At 52.3% G+C, this 17,087-nt stretch carries 13 protein-coding genes; 5 read left to right on the forward strand and 8 right to left on the reverse strand.

What is annotated here, in order from left to right:
- The first annotated feature begins 284 nt into the window (after positions 1-284).
- Positions 285-1,211: a phosphate ABC transporter permease gene (locus NDI45_RS06480; protein WP_190794217.1), complete on the forward strand. Its 927-nt coding sequence runs from the start codon at positions 285-287 to the stop codon at positions 1,209-1,211.
- Positions 1,212-1,246: 35 nt separating this feature from the next.
- On the opposite strand, the gene NDI45_RS06485 is transcribed toward NDI45_RS06480, so the two are convergent.
- The 4 genes from NDI45_RS06485 to NDI45_RS06500 form a co-directional block, all read right to left on the reverse strand.
- Positions 1,247-1,864: a precorrin-8X methylmutase gene (locus NDI45_RS06485; protein WP_190794218.1), complete on the reverse strand. Its 618-nt coding sequence runs from the start codon at positions 1,862-1,864 to the stop codon at positions 1,247-1,249.
- Positions 1,865-2,055: 191 nt separating this feature from the next.
- Positions 2,056-2,877 (reverse strand): TPM domain-containing protein, encoded by an 822-nt coding sequence (locus tag NDI45_RS06490; RefSeq protein WP_190794219.1) that lies wholly within the window; start codon positions 2,875-2,877, stop codon positions 2,056-2,058.
- 178 nt (positions 2,878-3,055) lie between these two features.
- The gene (locus tag NDI45_RS06495; protein ID WP_348246804.1) at positions 3,056-3,214 is read right to left on the reverse strand and encodes a hypothetical protein; all 159 of its coding nucleotides are present in this window, start codon (positions 3,212-3,214) and stop codon (positions 3,056-3,058) included.
- Between the two features lie 345 nt (positions 3,215-3,559).
- Positions 3,560-3,895 carry a YbjQ family protein gene (locus tag NDI45_RS06500; protein WP_190794221.1) on the reverse strand — a complete coding sequence of 112 codons (336 nt, stop codon included), beginning with the start codon at positions 3,893-3,895 and terminating at the stop codon, positions 3,560-3,562.
- Between the two features lie 36 nt (positions 3,896-3,931).
- Between NDI45_RS06500 and NDI45_RS06505 the strand changes: the two genes are divergently transcribed.
- Both NDI45_RS06505 and NDI45_RS06510 read left to right on the forward strand, forming a co-directional pair.
- Positions 3,932-5,050: a tetratricopeptide repeat protein gene (locus NDI45_RS06505; RefSeq protein ID WP_348246805.1), complete on the forward strand. Its 1,119-nt coding sequence runs from the start codon at positions 3,932-3,934 to the stop codon at positions 5,048-5,050.
- Positions 5,051-5,166: 116 nt separating this feature from the next.
- Complete coding sequence (locus tag NDI45_RS06510; RefSeq protein ID WP_190794223.1) at positions 5,167-6,285, forward strand: AI-2E family transporter; 1,119 nt, start codon at positions 5,167-5,169, stop codon at positions 6,283-6,285.
- A 51-nt stretch (positions 6,286-6,336) separates the two neighbouring features.
- Here NDI45_RS06510 and NDI45_RS06515 read toward each other — a convergent pair whose 3' ends face one another.
- From NDI45_RS06515 to NDI45_RS06530, 4 genes are all read right to left on the reverse strand, one after another.
- Positions 6,337-6,672, reverse strand: coding sequence for an iron-sulfur cluster assembly accessory protein (locus tag NDI45_RS06515; RefSeq protein ID WP_190794224.1), 336 nt, complete (start codon positions 6,670-6,672; stop codon positions 6,337-6,339).
- 263 nt (positions 6,673-6,935) lie between these two features.
- Complete coding sequence (locus NDI45_RS06520) at positions 6,936-7,352, reverse strand: cupin domain-containing protein (RefSeq protein WP_190794225.1); 417 nt, start codon at positions 7,350-7,352, stop codon at positions 6,936-6,938.
- Between the two features lie 40 nt (positions 7,353-7,392).
- Entirely contained in the window at positions 7,393-7,623 is a 231-nt protein-coding gene (locus NDI45_RS06525; RefSeq protein ID WP_190794226.1) for a hypothetical protein, read from the reverse strand.
- A gap of 178 nt (positions 7,624-7,801) precedes the next feature.
- A complete protein-coding gene (locus tag NDI45_RS06530) occupies positions 7,802-9,715 on the reverse strand; it encodes a phosphodiester glycosidase family protein (RefSeq protein WP_348246806.1) in 1,914 nt (637 codons plus the stop codon).
- A gap of 766 nt (positions 9,716-10,481) precedes the next feature.
- On the opposite strand from NDI45_RS06530, the gene gltB reads away from it, so the two are divergent.
- Positions 10,482-15,077, forward strand: coding sequence for a glutamate synthase large subunit (gltB, locus tag NDI45_RS06535; protein ID WP_348246856.1), 4,596 nt, complete (start codon positions 10,482-10,484; stop codon positions 15,075-15,077).
- 358 nt (positions 15,078-15,435) lie between these two features.
- Positions 15,436-16,998 (forward strand): hypothetical protein, encoded by a 1,563-nt coding sequence (locus NDI45_RS06540; protein WP_190794228.1) that lies wholly within the window; start codon positions 15,436-15,438, stop codon positions 16,996-16,998.
- Positions 16,999-17,087 lie beyond the last annotated feature (89 nt).

Consider the following 17,087-nt stretch of genomic DNA (forward strand, 5'->3'; position numbering starts at 1 on the left):
TGAATTCATTGTGTCTTTTCCCCACGCCTTATCACGTCGAGACAAGTACGGAAGTTATACGAGAAACGGCGGCTCGACGAATCAGAAATCCGTAAATTTACCTTTTGCACTGAACTCTTTCCGGCTTAATAGGTTTTGAGGTTCGTGGGGTGGAGGAAGTTGAGGGGAAGTTGAGGGGGAAGCGGGCAGATCAGGAGTAGATTAGGGGCAAATCAAACAGACTGATGCTAGGCTCAGAGCAGTGATTCCGTCATTTTCCGGTTAACCGATCGCATCTTCAGGCTATGTTGATTCCTTTAACGCGCAAGAAATTTGAGGAACTGATTCCAATCTTTGCTACCGGAGGACAGTACAAGTATTACTGGGGCAAACCTTCAGACTTTTTGCGGCGATTTCTGTTTTCGCTGACGGCGGTGGTGGCGATCGTTCTAATTGAATTTCTTCTGGGCGGGGCGTTTCGGAATATCTTTTTCATGCTTGGTTTTGCGACAGCGTTTTACTGGCTGTGGTCGCCCATCTTTTTTTCCACGCAGCGAAATCTGGCTTGTCGGCGATATAAATATAGCGGCTTTTTGCAGGCAGAAGTCCTGGATGTGTTTTTTAGCGAAGAACTGATCGGCACAGAAGAAACTGTGAATAAGCGCGGCGATCTGGTAGTGATTGAAAACCGGGAACGCTGCCTCAACTTGGAGATTGGTGACGATAGCGGCTTTGGTACAAAAATTCAGGTGCCGCTTCAGCGTGAACATCGGGGCATTCGTCCGGGCGATCGCGCAGCTCTGGTAGTGATGTCCGATCGGCGCGATCTCAGCCTGATCTCCAAAATTTCAGATGTCTATTTGCTTGACTATGACCTCTGGGTGTCTGACTATCCCTATTTGCAGCGGCAAATTTTTGCTGAACTCTGTCAGCGCATGGAGCGGTCAGCGCAGGACTTTGACGATTCCTTCCAGGAGCGGCGCAGCGATCGATTTGATCAGCGATACGACGATTATTCTGGGGAACTGGGCAACCAAAATGACGATCGATACGGCGATCGACTTGCAAACAACGAGCCATACGATCGTTTTGACGACCCTGGAGCCAGAACGGAGCGTTACCGAAATCGCTCTCGCGGCAATCGTGCTAACCCTGATCGGCAGTCTCGTCGCTCCCCGCGCAGGCCTCCGCTCCAGCTTGATTCCTATCCTGATGATCTGCGAGACAATTAGCCTTAGTTCGGCTTTAGTTCATTCGCCTCGCTGATTTAATTGTCCTTACCGTATGCCTGCCACGCCAGGTCAACTAAGCTATTGACGATCGCCGCCGCAACCACTGCACTTCCCTTGCGTCCTTGAATGTGGATATAGGGCACGAGCGAATCTTTTAACCGCTCCACTGCCTTGCCCACCCCCACAAATCCGGCAGGCGTACCAATCACCAGGGCGGGCTTGATTTCTTCGGTTTCGATTAATTTCACTAGCTCAATTAGGGCGGTTTGTTCCTGTCCAATGACAAAAATGCCCTCTGGGTAGCGATGTGCCAGCGTTTCGATACCCCAGGCAACGCGGGTTTTTTCGCGCTGTGGACGAGTGAGTGCATCCATGCTGCAATAAACTGGATTGGAAAACGTGCTTTGAATAAGCGGCGCGATTCCGACCTGCACCATTGGCACATCGACCACGATCGTACTGCGGGCAGCGAGGGCAGCAGCTCCGGCTTGTAGAGCTTGATCTGAAAAGCGAATCAACGACTTGTACTCGAAGTCAGCCGTTGCGTAAATAATCCGACGTACAATCTCATATTCCGAAGGTGAAAAGGAATGCTCACCGATTTCGGTATCAATGATTCTGAGACTTTCAGCATCGGTGATATGCCACTCCATCACTACCCCGAAAATGCAGACGACTGATGCAGGCGGAATGAGCAGATTGCGATCGAAAAAGCGATCGAGACATTTGCATTAGACCGCAGACCTGCTAGATCATACGCGGAATTCAGTCTGCTGTCCAAGCTTAAAGGAGTGATTCAATGGGCAGCGGGAAGCAGTTTCCCCTTGAGAGTCATTGAGCAACATCAGGTTTCAGAGGTTGAAGATGAATTACGAAGCATGGGGGACAGGTATGCAACCAGCGCGCCCAGCATAAATCCGGCAATGTTGCGGAAGAGAGGGAGCCAGTCTGAAGTCCGGGTCACAACAGGTCCAATGCCAAAGGCAATAAATAAAATGCCCCAAAGCGGTGAAAAAATCAGTGCCCACTGCCAGGAGAAGGCTTGCTTTGAGCCACGCGGCTGAGCGGCAAAGCCAAACACCACGCCGCCAATCAGCGAAGTAATCAGGGTGAGAATCCACTGCTCTCGCGGAAGCCCCGGTACAACTTGGCAGCCCCCCTGCCGGATACAGGTTTTAATCGAGCCCAGCGCACCCAGAATCGAGGCATCTTCCCCGTTGTCTCGTACAAAGAACTGATTGCCGTAGCGCGTTTGCAGCTCGATCCAGAAAGTGCGTGGCATTAAATTAAAGAGATCATCTCCAACGCTGAAGTTGAGCAAATTGCCACCGCGCGGGTCAGCTACCAGCATCACGCTGTGGTTGTCCAGCCCCCAAAAGTCTTTGACAGCTCGCCCTGGTGTGCGATCGTACTGAGTTAATACCCGTAGTTTCCAGCCTGTCTCATCCTCAAACTGGGCTAAATCCTGCTCTAATGTCTCTTGCTGAGTCGTGGTGAGAGAGTCTGCCAGATCAATTACTGGGGTTTGATGATCAGGAAGCAGCTCAGGATTGTTGTAGGCGTGAGCGACAGGAGCGATCGACCAAGACAAAACCGTGATCAGCAGGGTTGCCAGAACGCTAAACAGAACTCGAACCGAATAATTTTTATCAGCTTGTTTGGACATTGACGCGATTTAGAAACGGGTTGAGATAGGGAAAGAAATGGACTGAAAAAGCCCTCTCAACGAGTTCGTACAGCAGAGCAAGCTAATGCGGCAGAGCAAGCTAATGCGGCAGAGCAAAAATGAGAGTGGTAACAGCCTGTTCTTAATATTTGTTTACTTTAATCTAATAATAATCATACTAGGGGGCAAACCCAGTACCGTCAATGTTCTTTTTACGCTTCACCAATGGGAGCCGGAATGCCATCAGGACGCTATTCTCTAGTCCGTCCACAAGCTTCTCAACGAACAAAAGCCCCCGGCTGACCTGAACCGGGGGCTTCTCTGGAGTAAGGGGCACTTGCCTGATTGTGACGAAGGGTTAATCGAATGACACTCTAGCTAAAGGCAGATTCTCTTTGTTTCGAAGGGAAAAGCGCGATCGAAAAAGAAGAACGACAAAATCCCCCAACCTACAGGCTAGTCGGGGGTTAATGGATTCACTATTTCGTCCAAAGCATATCCTAAGAATGAAGAAAAGCTTAATCTCTCGCAGGATAGATCCTGTTCTAGGCATTCTTATATAAAGGCTTAGCTAGAAGCAGCTAGAAGCGTAACGGTTCAGCTTTGGTGCAAGTCAGGGACAAGAGCCGGGAAGACTGCTTACCTGACGGATAACATGGTTTCTGTTGATTTGCTTGCTGACTCACTGCGGACTTTGAAAATAGACTGCCGTACCTGTTGCCGTAATCAATAGCAGGCTACCTGCCTGATCGAGGCTAATCGTGCCTGTGTCTACTTTGATTCCAATCACGGCATTGGCTCCTAGCTGTTCTGCCCGTCTTGCCAGTTCGTCCAGGGCTTCTTGCTGTCCTCGCTCAAACACCCGCTCATAGCTGGCAGTGCGTCCGCCGATGATATCCCGAATTCCAGCAAAGAAATCGCGCAGTGCATTTGCACCGTAGACCACTTCTGCCGTTACAACTCCCAAATAGGACTGGACGATCGCGCCTTGAATGACATCGGTTGTTGATAGAATCATCTATTGGTTGTCCTCACATTGACAAGTTGATTCTAGATGAACTTTTTACCCTTGCGCCGCCCTACTCTATTCACTGTTGGCGTTTTGCTTTCGGCGAGTCTTGCTAGCGTACCCCCCCTGCTGACGATCGCCCAGCCTGGTCTGGCTCAAACGACCGCTGCGGATAACGACGAGCGGCTAAATCAGCTCTTTGAGCAAGGACAAAATCTGGTGCGGGCAGGCAACCTGTCCCAGGCGGTCGAGGTTTATCAGCAAGCCGCCACGCTCGCCCCAGACAATGCTCGAATTTTTTCGGCGATCGGTTTTCTTCAGGCGCGACAAAACAACTTTCAGGCAGCCGCAGAAGCCTATGAGAAGGCAATTTCTCTAGAATCAGACAACGCCGACTTCTACTATGCGCTGGGGTTCAGTCAGGCAAGCTTGGGCAACTATCAAAACGCGGCACAGTCTTATGAGCGCGCAACCCAGATCGATCGCAATAATGTCGATGCCTATCTGGGGCTAGGAATTGTGCTGGCACGTCAGGGCAATCTGGAAGGCGCGATCGCAGCCTATCAGCGGGTGCTGGCTCTGCGTCCTAACAATGCGCGCATTTATGAGTCGATCGGCTCTGCCTACCTACAAAAAGGAGACTATCAGGACGCACTTCAGGCACTTCAGCAGGCGGCTCGGTTGGATGCCCGTCGCGGCAGTATTCAGCTTAATCTGGGTGTCGCGCTGCTGAATCTGGGCAATACTCAGGCAGGCATGGATGCGCTGAAGCGGGCTTCAGATCTAGAGCCGCGCAACGGTGTGATCCGCATGCAGATTGCTGATGTTTATCAGGCACAGGGAAATGTTGAGCAGGCGATCGCCCTTTATCAGCAGGCAATCTCGGTGCAGCCCAATCTGAAAGAGGCTTATGTTGAACTGGGTCAGCTTTATCTGGAGCAGCAAAACTATTTGCTGGCGATCGTTACCTACCGGGAACTGACTGAACTCGTACCGCAGGATGCCGATGCGCATTTCTATCTAGGTCAAGCCCTTCAAGGACGAAACCGCGCTGATGAGGCGATCGCTGCATTTCGGCAAGCCCGCGACCTTTATGAGCAGCAAAATAACCGGGATGGTCTGGCTCAGGCAGAAGCCGCTCTGGAAAAATTGGGTCAGGGCTAGCGCGATGAACTCGTCCAAGTTCTGACTTTGGGTAACTGCCAGATCCTAGAGAAATATGGCATTCTTAAATCCATAATCTTCTTGGAGTCTTGCTCCAGCTTGTTCGGTTGCATTCTATGTTTCAAGCCCTCAGCCGAGTCCCACGCTTTATCACTTGGGGATTGGCGTTTCCACTTCTGTTTCTGAATGGTTGGCTGCTGCTGCTCGTGGTGCGAGAGCTGGAACCCCTTGTCAGCATTTTAATTTCAGCAACGGTGATCGCCTTCCTGCTCGATTATCCGATTCGGTTTCTAGCACAGCTCAATATGCCCAGAGGCATTTCGGTGACACTGGTTTTTCTAGTGTTCATCTTTTTGCTGATTACGCTGGGCTTTTTCCTGGGTCCGCTAATTCTGCGACAGGCAAACGAACTGCTGACACGCTTGCCGGAATGGATCGAGTCGGGTCGGCAGCAGCTCAACAGTCTAGAAACCTGGGCAGCCGAGCAGCAGCTCCCGATCGACATTCGGGAAAACGTGGTGCAGAATATTGCCCAGCTGGGCGATCGGCTCTCGCGCACCCTGCGGCTCTTGACCGGACAGCTCGTGAGTCTGGTATTTGGGGCGATCGGCAGCATTGTGAATGTGTTTTTGACGATCGTGTTTGCGGCGTTTCTGGTGCTGCGAGGGGAGAGTTTGTGGACGGGGCTACTGAGCTGGCTCCCGGCACAGTGGAATACACAGATTCGCGAATTTCTGCCGGACAACTTTGAGCGGTTTATCGTGGGTCAGGTAACGCTAGCAACGATTTTGAGCGTTGAGCAGACCACGACGCTGTTTATTCTGGGTGTGCCGCTCGCGCTGCTGTTTGGTGTGGTGATTGGAGCCTGTAGCCTAGTGCCCCTGGGTGGCGTAAGCAGCATTATCGTGGTGAGTCTGCTGCTTGCCCTGCAAAATTTCTGGCTTGGCGTCAAGGTGCTGCTGATTGCGCTGATCGTGCTGCAAATTAATGACAACGTAGTGGGTCCGCGCATTATTGGCGACATTACTGGGCTGAATCCTGTCTGGATGCTGATTTCGCTGTTTATTGGTTTGAAGATTGCAGGCGGTTTAGGGCTGATTATTTCCGTGCCGATCGCCAGCTTTATTAAGGAGACAGGCGATCGAATTCGAGCTTCTAAGTTTGATCCGTTAGCAACGGCTCCGCCCACGACGCTGTTGATAGATGCGCCAGAACAGCCCCTGCCAAAGAAATAAGAACAGGCATTGAGGCACAACGGCTAATTTTAGACTGGCTGCTTTCTAGACTTAAGATGACGGCGCGATCGAAAAGGAATTGCCGCAGCCACAGTTTTGCACTGCATTGGGATTGTGAAAGCGAAAGCCGCCGCCCATCAGGTCTTCGGTATAGTCCAGCGTCAGTCCTTTCAGGTATTGCAGGCTCTGGGAATCGATCACAATCTGCACTCCATCGCAGTGAATGATTTGATCCCCTGACTGCTGCTGCTTGTCCAGTTCCAGCACGTAGTGCAAATCCGCACAGCCTCCTGCCTGAACGCTCAGCCGAAATAAAGGTTGAGCCTTGCTTGATTGTGCCTGGATGCGGTTTACTTCGGTCACTGCCGCCTGGCTCAGGTGAATCATAGTCTTTGCTATCTTCTTTTCGCGGTTTTTATCGTTCACTATCTTACTGCGATCGATTTTTTCTATTCACACTTTCTATTCATACGGAGTAAAGCGATCATTATTTTCCCTGTGCCAAGGAGAATTAGAAATCCTGCGTCAAGGAGAGCCAGAAATTCCGTGACGGTTTGCGAACATTAAAAAAAGGGGCTTACTGCCCCCAAGCCAACGTCTCAATTGTTTGAATTCGTCGAACGCCCGATCGACAGAACTGCGAGATTCGTCTATTTTTCGCGGGCGTAGTCATCCTGAAAGCGAATGATGTCATCCTCGCCCAGGTACTCACCGTTTTGCACTTCGATCAGCACGAGGGGAATGACGCCGGGGTTTTCCAGGCGGTGCTGGGTGCAGGCAGGCACATAGGTGGACTGGTTGCAGAACACCAGCTTTTCTTCGTCACCGCAAATAACTCGCGCTGTGCCCGATACAACAATCCAGTGTTCACTACGGTGGTGGTGCATCTGTAGGCTGAGGCGATGTCCCGGTTTTACTTCAATGCGCTTGATCTTGTAGCCCTGCCCTTCTTCCAGAACCGTAAACGCTCCCCAAGGGCGAAGTTCTGTTGCTGCAATGCTGGGAGCATTTACAGGGCTGGTCAGACTCAGGGCTGCCGATTTAGTTGCTTCTTTGGCTTGAGCCACGACTTTTTTCCTCCAATGCTGACAAAGCTAAGTTGAATGCTTAACGGCTGGAAATTGATAGGGCTGGAATCTGTAGGGCTGGAAGTTGAGAGGGCAAGGATTTGTAGGAGTTGGGCGAGTAGGACTGACAAGAACAGACGAGGGAGCCAGTTTGCAGCTTTGGATGAGACGATCGATTCAAAACAGCGATCCAATCCTGAGGGCGAGTTTGAGCGGGGAGAGAACAAGCATGACGTGAATTGCCGTTCTGGAGTGAATATAGCAAAGTCATCTAAGCTGCCCCAAGACAATTGCCTCCAGTTCATTCAATTCACATACCCTCTTTACAATCTAAGCCGTCAGAGCCAGTCTGACTTTATGAAACTTTTTGCCGCAACCGAAGGATTACTTAGAACGCAAGCGGCTGCATTGCCAAACCTCGGCATAACTTCGGCACAGCTTCGGCATAACTACAGCCTAGGCTGCACAAATACGCCAATTCCGTTGTGGACACGGGCAGCAGTGCTGGCAGGACGATCGATTAACTGACCTCCAAGATAAAGGGACGTTGAGCTACCTCCGTCTAAATTGAGGGCGTTCATTGCGCCAAGCTGCTGTGTGATCTGTGCAGTTTCTGCGAGAGTTGGACCCGCGCCCCCAATGCGGTTATGCACGGTGATGAGCATGAGTTTACCTGCCCCAGTCGTTGCAATCACGCTTCGAGAAGCAGCCTGCTGAATAAAAGCGGTTGAAAACTGCTCTGCTGTTGGATTCAGCACAATTTGCCCATTAAGCATGAGGACTGGACCACCCCCCAAAATTTGGCTGTAGCGGCTAAAGTTATCCGGCTGGACTGCCATCTCGATCTGGACAGAAGTTCCAGCTCTAAGGGCTTCCGAGGCAGTTCTATCCGATCGCACGACGAGCAAGTAACCGTCTGAAGGAATAGAAACCGGCGTTTGTCCGGCAAGACCCATTTGCTGCTGCCGCACGACTTGATTATTCTGCACCGTCATAACCACTTCGTTATTGAGGATTGGCGTATAGCTGGCTCCCCACTCTCGCGTATATCGGGCTGTGCCTGCATTGACAAAGCCACTGTTGAGCGATCGCAGCGTGATTCGATTGCCGTTGCCAGCAAGGAGGGTTTCCTGAATGCTGAGCTGTGCGATCGTGACATTGCCGTTTTCATCCCAGCCGATCGCGCCCCGATTCAGGATTGGACCCGACATCCAGCGCCCGTCTCGTCGAATTGCGCCCAAAGGCAATTGATTATTGCGGTTAAAAAATCCACCGTTAATAGCTGCGGCTGCCTGCGATCGCTGAGCCGTTGTCACCAAAGGCTGGGTGCCCTTCATGTCTGGATTGCCCCAGATTGGCTTGAGCTGCACTTCTGAACTGCGGGGATCAATTTCTAGCGCAACCACCGGAAAGCGATCGCCGCCCAAATTGACATACTGCTGAGCCCAGCGCATTCCCGGCGACCAGGCAATACTCTGCTCTTGCAGCGCATCGGCACGGATGTCAACCAGAATCCGGTTGGGATTATTCAGCGACCAGACCCTTGGACGGGCAGCATCAGCAAACCGGAGGCGGATCACGGTGCGATCGCCGCTGCTTGCCACATTCAATCCTCGGATATAGCTGCCCGGTCGCCCTGAAAACCCCCGCAGCAAGGCAGGCGCGATCGGGGCATCGAGAGTAATGACGGCTGCATTGCCTTCTTCGCTGATTAGCCAGGGCGTTGCCCGATCGAGATCAATCACAATGCGATCGCCCCAGGACTGCCGCCCCTGCCGGACAGACAAAATTTTTGCGGGCGGGGTGTTGATTTGCAAATTTGCCCCTGATATCTGCATCTCCCAGCCAAACTGTTGCGCCAGAGTCGAGATATTGAGATAGCGATATTGCTCGGTCAGCCAAGTGCTTAGCTTGAGCGGAGCCTGTGTGCCATCGGCAGTATTAGAAAACCACTCGATCGGCTGCTGAGTTTCGTCGTTGCTGCTCAGAAGATTGACGCCGAACCTGCGGGCTAAGGCAGCATCGCTGATGCCAATTTGCTGCTGTCGCTGGCTCCAAATCGCGTCGAGCGGACGACCATTGAGCGTGATCTGCCCGCCTTGACGAGTGAGCGGAACTGGAATGGTTGCCTGCGCCAGGGTGGGAACCCAGGCAGGACTGAGAAACGCTTTTTGAGGAATGGGCTGCTCAAAGGTATTAGCAATGACGCGCTGCCTTGTGAGGGCCAGGGACAGAGCAACGACCAGCAGGGGAGCGGTTAAAATCCAATGAACCCGCTTCAGGCTGAAGGTCTGAGGAACGTAGGTCAATCGGCGTTGATGATACCGACGACGGCGATGGGTGCGAATTCTAGGGTTAGTCACGGTGTGGGGAGAGAAAAAGAAGCAACCAGAAAACTGCTGCTGTTCAGCATAGTTTCTTTCCTTTTAGAATTCCGTCGATTGTTTCAAGTTGCCGCCAGACCGTTACAAATTGTTGTTAACTTGTTATCTACCGTTTTGTCTTTGAATTTTCTACCTTTCCAGTGAAATTATGTTTCCTGCCGATCGCTTCAGATGTCAGCTAATCCTGAAAATTGGGCGCGATTGCCCCTAGGAACGTAAAGTTCGCTTCATAATAAAGAAAGAAGCATGATCAAGCTTGCGGAGACGATCGCCTCAATCAGTGGGATAAACCCGACAGGGTAAACCACTGGCATACCAGAACTGCAACCCTTAAATAGACTCAACTGAGGTGAGGGATTGTCAAGGACATTGAGTTTTTATAAGATCTTCACTCTGTCTAAAATTTCTGCATTGCCAGCCTCTGGCGCAAATTGGTGATTTTTGCCTCAGCTCCGAAATTGGGTCGAAGGGCGATGACCTTTGTGAGTGTTTGAGCGGAGTCATTAGAAGCAGTGGCGACAGTACAGCTTGGCAGTCCCTCATGGCTGCGCCTGCATAGAGAAACCAGGGGAAAGAATCGCGGGAAATTTATATCAGGAACGAATCAGAAATGGTGCGGCTGTCGTTACCCAGCACCCTCAGGGGATGAATTGAATCAGCGGGCAAGTTCAGTGGGCAAGTCTAATCACCTCATGGGAGTAGTTCAAGCGTGAATCAGGATCGTCAAAATCAACAGGGAATCAATATGGGTTATGCAGGGCAGCGTTGGCTAGTTGAGGAGCGGGATGCTTGCGGAGTGGGCTTTATTGCCGATCAGCAGGGGCGCAAAAGTCATGAGCTAGTGCAAAAAGCACTTGCCGCTGCAACCTGTTTAGAGCATCGGGGTGGCTGTAGCGCAGACCAGGATTCGGGAGACGGCGCAGGGGTAATGACGGCAGTTCCCTGGGAGTTGTTGCGCGATTGGCTTTCGGCACAGGGCATTCAGGCGGCTGACACGGCTACTTTGGGCGTGGGTATGGTGTTTTTGCCCCAAGATAGCTCGATCGCCTCAATGGTGCGCGAGATAGCTAACGGCGTAATTCAGGCGGCAGGGCTGAAGGTGCTGGGCTGGCGCGAAGTCCCGGTAAAGCCTGCGGTATTGGGCATTCAGGCACGGGAAAACCAGCCGCAGATCGAGCAGGTGATTGTCCAGTCTGATTCCCTTCGGGGCGATGATCTGGAGCGACGACTCTATCTGACCCGCAAGCAAATTCAGCAAGCTGTTGAAGATGCCGCCGCGCAGGAGCCCAAATTGAACGAGCTGTATATTTGCTCTTTCTCGAACCGCACAATTGTTTATAAAGGCATGGTGCGATCGGTGGTACTGGGCGAGTTTTATCAGGATTTCCAGAATCCGCTCTATCAGAGTGTGTTTGCGGTGTATCACCGTCGCTTCAGCACAAACACGATGCCCAAATGGCACTTGGCACAGCCGATGCGTTTGTTGGGTCACAACGGCGAAATTAATACGCTGCTGGGCAATATCAACTGGATGATGGCGCGAGAGCCGGGCTTGTCGCATCCGGTGTGGGGCGATCGATTTGCTGACCTGATGCCCGTGGTCAATCCCGAAAACAGCGACTCTGCCAACCTGGATAATGTGATGGAGCTGCTGGTTCAGTCGGGGCGACAGCCGCTTGAAGCCGTGATGATCATGGTTCCAGAGGCGTATCAAAATCAGCCTGACCTGGCAAATTATCCCGAAATTACTGATTTCTACGACTACTACAGTGGACTTCAGGAACCCTGGGACGGTCCCGCGCTGCTGGTGTTTAGCGACGGCAAGATTGTGGGTGCAACGCTCGATCGCAACGGTCTCCGTCCGGCACGCTATAGCATCACCAAAGACGGCTACATTGTGGTGGCATCGGAAGCAGGCGTGACCGATCTGCCCGAATCTGAGATTCTGGAGAAGGGACGGCTCGGTCCGGGACAGGCGATCGCCTTCAACCTGGAAACGAATGAAGTTCTGAAGAACTGGGAACTCAAGCAGCAAATCGCCCAGCAACAGCCCTACCGACAATGGCTTCAGCAATATCGCTGTGAGCTGACCCTACAGGAATTCCCCGATGCGCGTCAGCTCGAAGCACCCGCCCTGCTGCGTCGCCAGACTGCCTTTGGCTACACCACGGAAGACGTGGAGATGATCATCCAGGAAATGGCATCTCAGGGCAAAGAGCCGACCTTCTGCATGGGTGACGATATTCCGCTGGCAGTGCTGTCGAGTAAGCCTCACCTGCTGTATGACTATTTCAAGCAGCGGTTTGCCCAGGTGACAAATCCGCCGATCGACCCCCTGCGGGAAAGCCTGGTGATGTCGCTGGGAATGTCGCTGGGTGAGCGGGGCAACTTGCTGGAGGCGAAGCCAGAGTTTGCGCGGCTGCTGAAGCTGGAATCTCCGGTGCTCAACGATGGCGACCTGGAGCAGATTCGTCAGTCGGGCTTAGAGACGGCGACCCTGTCTACTCTCTTTAAAGTGGCAGATGGTCCTGATGGACTTCAGCGGGCAGTGACACAGCTCTGTCAGGAAGCGACGGCTGCGGTGCGATCGGGTAAGCAAATTTTGATTCTCAGCGATCGATCGGGCGAAGGCGATCTAAGTCAGGACTACAGCTATATCCCGCCGATGCTGGCAGTAGGCGCGGTTCACCATCACCTGATTCGCCAGGGACTGCGGATGAAAGCCTCGCTAATTGTAGATACGGCACAGTGCTGGAGCACGCATCACTTTGGCTGCTTGATTGGCTACGGAGCCAGTGCGATTTGTCCATACCTTGCCTGGGAAACGGTGCGCCACTGGTGGTTTGATGCCAAGACCCAGAAGCAGATGGAAACGGGCAAACTCTCGGCGATCAGCATTACGGGCGCACAGTATAACTACCGCAAGGCGGTCGAGGCAGGTTTGCTCAAGATCCTCTCGAAGATGGGAATTTCGTTGCTGTCAAGCTATCAGGGGGCGCAAATCTTTGAGGCGATCGGCATTGGCGACGATCTGCTGCACCTGGCATTTGAGGGAACTGCGTCTCGCGTGGGCGGCATCAGCATTCGTGAGTTGGCACAGGAAATCATTGCTGTTCACAGCCGCGCCTTCCCCGAACTGACGACGAAGAAGCTGGAGAACTTTGGTTTCTTCAACTACAAACCGGGCGGCGAGTACCACATGAACAGCCCGGAAATGGCAAAGTACCTGCACAAAGCGGTGGGCGACAAGAGCTACGACCATTACGAGCTGTACAAGAAATACCTGTCGGAGCGTCCGGTGACGGCTCTGCGCGACTTGCTAGATTTCAAAGGCGATCGTCCTTCTGTCCCGCTCGAAGAAGTGGAGCCTGTGGAAGAAATCGTCAAGCGATTCTGTACGGGGGCAATGTCGCTTGGATCGCTGTCGCGGGAGGCGCATGAGACTTTGGCGATCGCGATGAACCGCCTGGGCGGCAAGTCGAACTCTGGCGAAGGTGGCGAAGATCCGGTGCGCTTCAAGGTTCTGAACGATGTGGATGAAAACGGCAAATCGGCTGCGTTCTCCCATCTGAAAGGCTTACGCAATGGTGATACGGCAAGTTCAGCAATCAAGCAGGTGGCATCGGGTCGTTTTGGGGTGACTCCTGAATACCTGATGAGTGGCAGACAGCTCGAAATCAAAATGGCGCAGGGTGCAAAACCGGGTGAAGGCGGACAGTTGCCCGGTAAGAAGGTCAGCTCTTACATTGCGATGCTGCGTCGATCGAAGCCCGGAGTGACGCTGATTTCCCCGCCGCCTCACCACGACATTTACTCGATCGAGGATTTGTCCCAGCTCATCTTTGACCTGCACCAGATTAATCCGGCAGCCCAAGTATCAGTGAAGCTGGTGGCAGAAGTGGGCATTGGCACGATCGCTGCGGGTGTGGCAAAGGCAAATGCCGACATCATCCAAATTTCCGGTCACGATGGCGGCACGGGCGCATCACCTCTCAGCTCGATTAAACACGCAGGCGTCCCGTGGGAACTGGGCTTAACCGAAGTGCATCGGGTGCTGATCGAAAACCGATTGCGCGATCGCGTCCTACTACGGGCAGATGGCGGCATCAAAACAGGTTGGGATGTACTAATGGCGGCATTAATGGGCGCAGAGGAATACGGCTTCGGCTCGATTTCGATGATTGCTGAGGGCTGCATCATGGCGCGGATCTGCCATACCAACAACTGTCCGGTTGGCGTGGCAACCCAACAAGAAAAGCTGCGTCAGCGGTTCACCGGCATGCCAGAGCACGTCGTTAATTTCTTCTACTTCGTGGCAGAGGAAGTTCGATCGCTCTTAGCACGGCTGGGCTACCGATCGCTGAAAGACGTGATTGGACGGGCAGACCTGCTGAAGGTGCGGGAAGATGCCAGCCTCACCAAGACTCAGGCGATCAATCTCGACTGCCTGACCCACCTGCCGGACACACGCACCGATCGAAGCTGGCTAGAGCATGAAACGGTTCACAGCAACGGCGCAGTGCTGGATGACGAAATCCTGGCAGATGCCGAAATTCAGCAAGCGATCGCGACTCACGGCACGATCAGCAAGGCTTACCGGGTGGTCAACACCAATCGATCGCTGGGCGCACGAATTTCGGGAGCGATCGCGAAGCAGTATGGCGACACGGGCTTTAGCGGTCAGATCACGCTCAACTTCACGGGCAGCGTCGGTCAGAGCTTTGGTGCGTTTAACCTGGCGGGTCTGACGCTCAACCTGGAAGGCGAAGCAAATGACTACGTGGGCAAAGGCATGAACGGCGGCGAAATTGCCATCCGACCCTTTGCAGACGCAACCTATGCTCCTTCCCAAAATGTGATTGTCGGCAATACCTGTCTTTACGGCGCAACGGGCGGTAAGCTCTTTGCTAACGGACAGGCAGGCGAACGCTTTGCCGTGCGGAATTCGCTGGCGCAGGCAGTCATCGAAGGAGCCGGAGACCACTGCTGCGAGTATATGACGGGCGGTGTTGTCGTTGTTCTGGGTCGCGTCGGACGCAACGTGGGCGCAGGCATGACGGGCGGTTTAGCCTACTTCTTCGATGAAGATGGCAGCTTCCCTACCAAGGTCAACCCGGAAATCGTTAAAGTTCAGCGCGTTGTCACCCCCGCAGGCGAACAGCAGCTCAAAGACCTGATCCAGGCTCACGCCGATCGCACAGGTAGCCCCAAGGCAAAGGAAATCCTGGAAAACTGGTCAGAGGCTCTGCCGAAGTTCTGGCAGGTGGTGCCGCCGTCTGAAGCGGAAAGCTCGGAGGCAAATCCGAATGCTAGTGAAAAGGTGCTGGCTTCTGCTCAGTAATTAAGGCGATCGTCTGAATCGATCTATCTAATTGAGTTTCATCACTGTTCCTGGTTCGCCGGGAGCAGTTTTTTGTTGTCGATTTTTGGTTGTCATTTGTTGCAAGTTAATTACAAAAAGTCTCGTAACAAGGGATTACCCTTGAGGGTCCTGCTGAGGCACGATTGGGTGACTTAGATTGAGGGCACAGTATTTCTAATCCAAAGTTTTTATGGATAGTAATTCTTTGCCGAAACCTCGTCTATCGATCCGAGAATTGATTGAATTAAACCAGCTACGCGATTTCGAGCAATTGCCAGTTTACATCGATTTCGAAAAGTACTTGCCGCTGCTTAAGCAGCGCATCTCAATCCTCATCGTGACTGATGGGATCACCTTCGGCGATGCGGATTTTGGCTTAAGCATGATGATTGCTGCACTCGAAGAAAACTTCTCTTCGAGTGTTTATTTCTCTGTAAAGAAGGCAACACGAACAGGTAGTTTCTCATTTAATCCCAATCCATCTGTTGGGGAACCTCACTACACAGGTTTTCGATTTAATAGCACTCAAGACGGCAATCTAGTTATCGATCAATTTCAGCAAATTTGGTGCTTTGGGCTGCAGCCCGGTAATGGCGCTTTTATCGATACCGAAGTAACCTCGCATCCGCTATATGCTCAAGATGCAGAGTTAGCCGAATTGGCGCGCTGGATGAATGAACGCCAGGGCGGTGTTTTCGCAACAGGTGACCATGCCCATTTGGGTGCGAGTATGTGTCACCGGATTCCGCGAGTCCGGACGATGCGTAAGTGGTTGATAGCTGACAATCCACCCACGTTTGAAGGCTACGATCGCTTCGATACAAATCGACCTCGCAATCCTGGAGACACCAACATTCCAGGCGAGAATCAAGCCGATGCAACGCCACAGCCGATCGAATGGATTCCAGAGTACTCAAAACGAACTGGTGCTTTCACAATTCAAAAAGAACCTCATCCAATCCTGTGTGCGGGTAGCCTGGGACCAATCAATGTTTTCCCAGATCATCAGCACGAAGGGCAAGTCATTGAAGACAACCAGGTCGTTGTGACAGGCACGTTCAGCTTCTCTGCCGCAGATGGAACAGTGTACTCAGGCCCAGAGTATCCGCAAACAGGTGCAACTCAGACACGACCAAAAATCATTGCCCGTGCCCATACCCTATCGGAGCCATCCTATACCTTTGATAAAGGACCAACCCCTGCACGCGATTTTGGCTTAGTGGGAGTTTACGATGGGTCTAAAGAAGGCGTGGGTCGCGTGGTTGTTGATTCCACCTGGCATCACCAGCTCAACATCAACCTGCGATCGCTTGCTGCCGATACCGCCTCAAGCAACTACGCCAAGATTAAAGCTTACTATCGCAACATTGGGTTATGGCTTGCAAATCGCAGCTCGCGCTATCAAGTCTTCCGCAATGCGGCTTGGAATAGCCTTTATACTTACCAAGCTTCGCAGGAACTCGCGTTTGAAGGGTCGGTGTTTGAAGTTGGGCAAAGATTCAAGGATATCTTGAAGCACGTACTGTCACCCTGCTTGGTGACGGAGTTCATCCTTGACTTCTTGCCGCCTGAATTAATCGAGCCGCTCCCCCTACCAATCGATCCAACTCCTTGCTTAACCTGTCCACCATTTGAATTGTTCGAAAGTGCAATTTTAGGTGAGGTTGTAGCATCAATGCATCCAGCCTTTGCTGAAGCAGAGCAAGTGCGAGCTAAAGAGTATCGAGCACAGTTTGAGCCTGATGTTCAAGCGATCGACAAGGCAATGGTTGTTGGTGTCCAGAAAGGATTAGAAACGATCACAAGTTTTTATTGCAGCCAGCTTGAAAAGGGTCGAGCAGTATTATCACTGCTTGAAAGAGTTCAGACGTTGGACGTGCTGAAAGAAGTATTAGTTTGAGGTGTTTTCATCAAACTAGCCAGAGGTAGAGCTTCTTCGGGAGACTCTACCTTTCACTATAATCACTGGTAGTTTGAACAACATGTCTT

This window comes from Leptolyngbya sp. GB1-A1 (assembly GCF_039962475.1).
GTDB lineage: Bacteria > Cyanobacteriota > Cyanobacteriia > Elainellales > Elainellaceae > Leptolyngbya_A.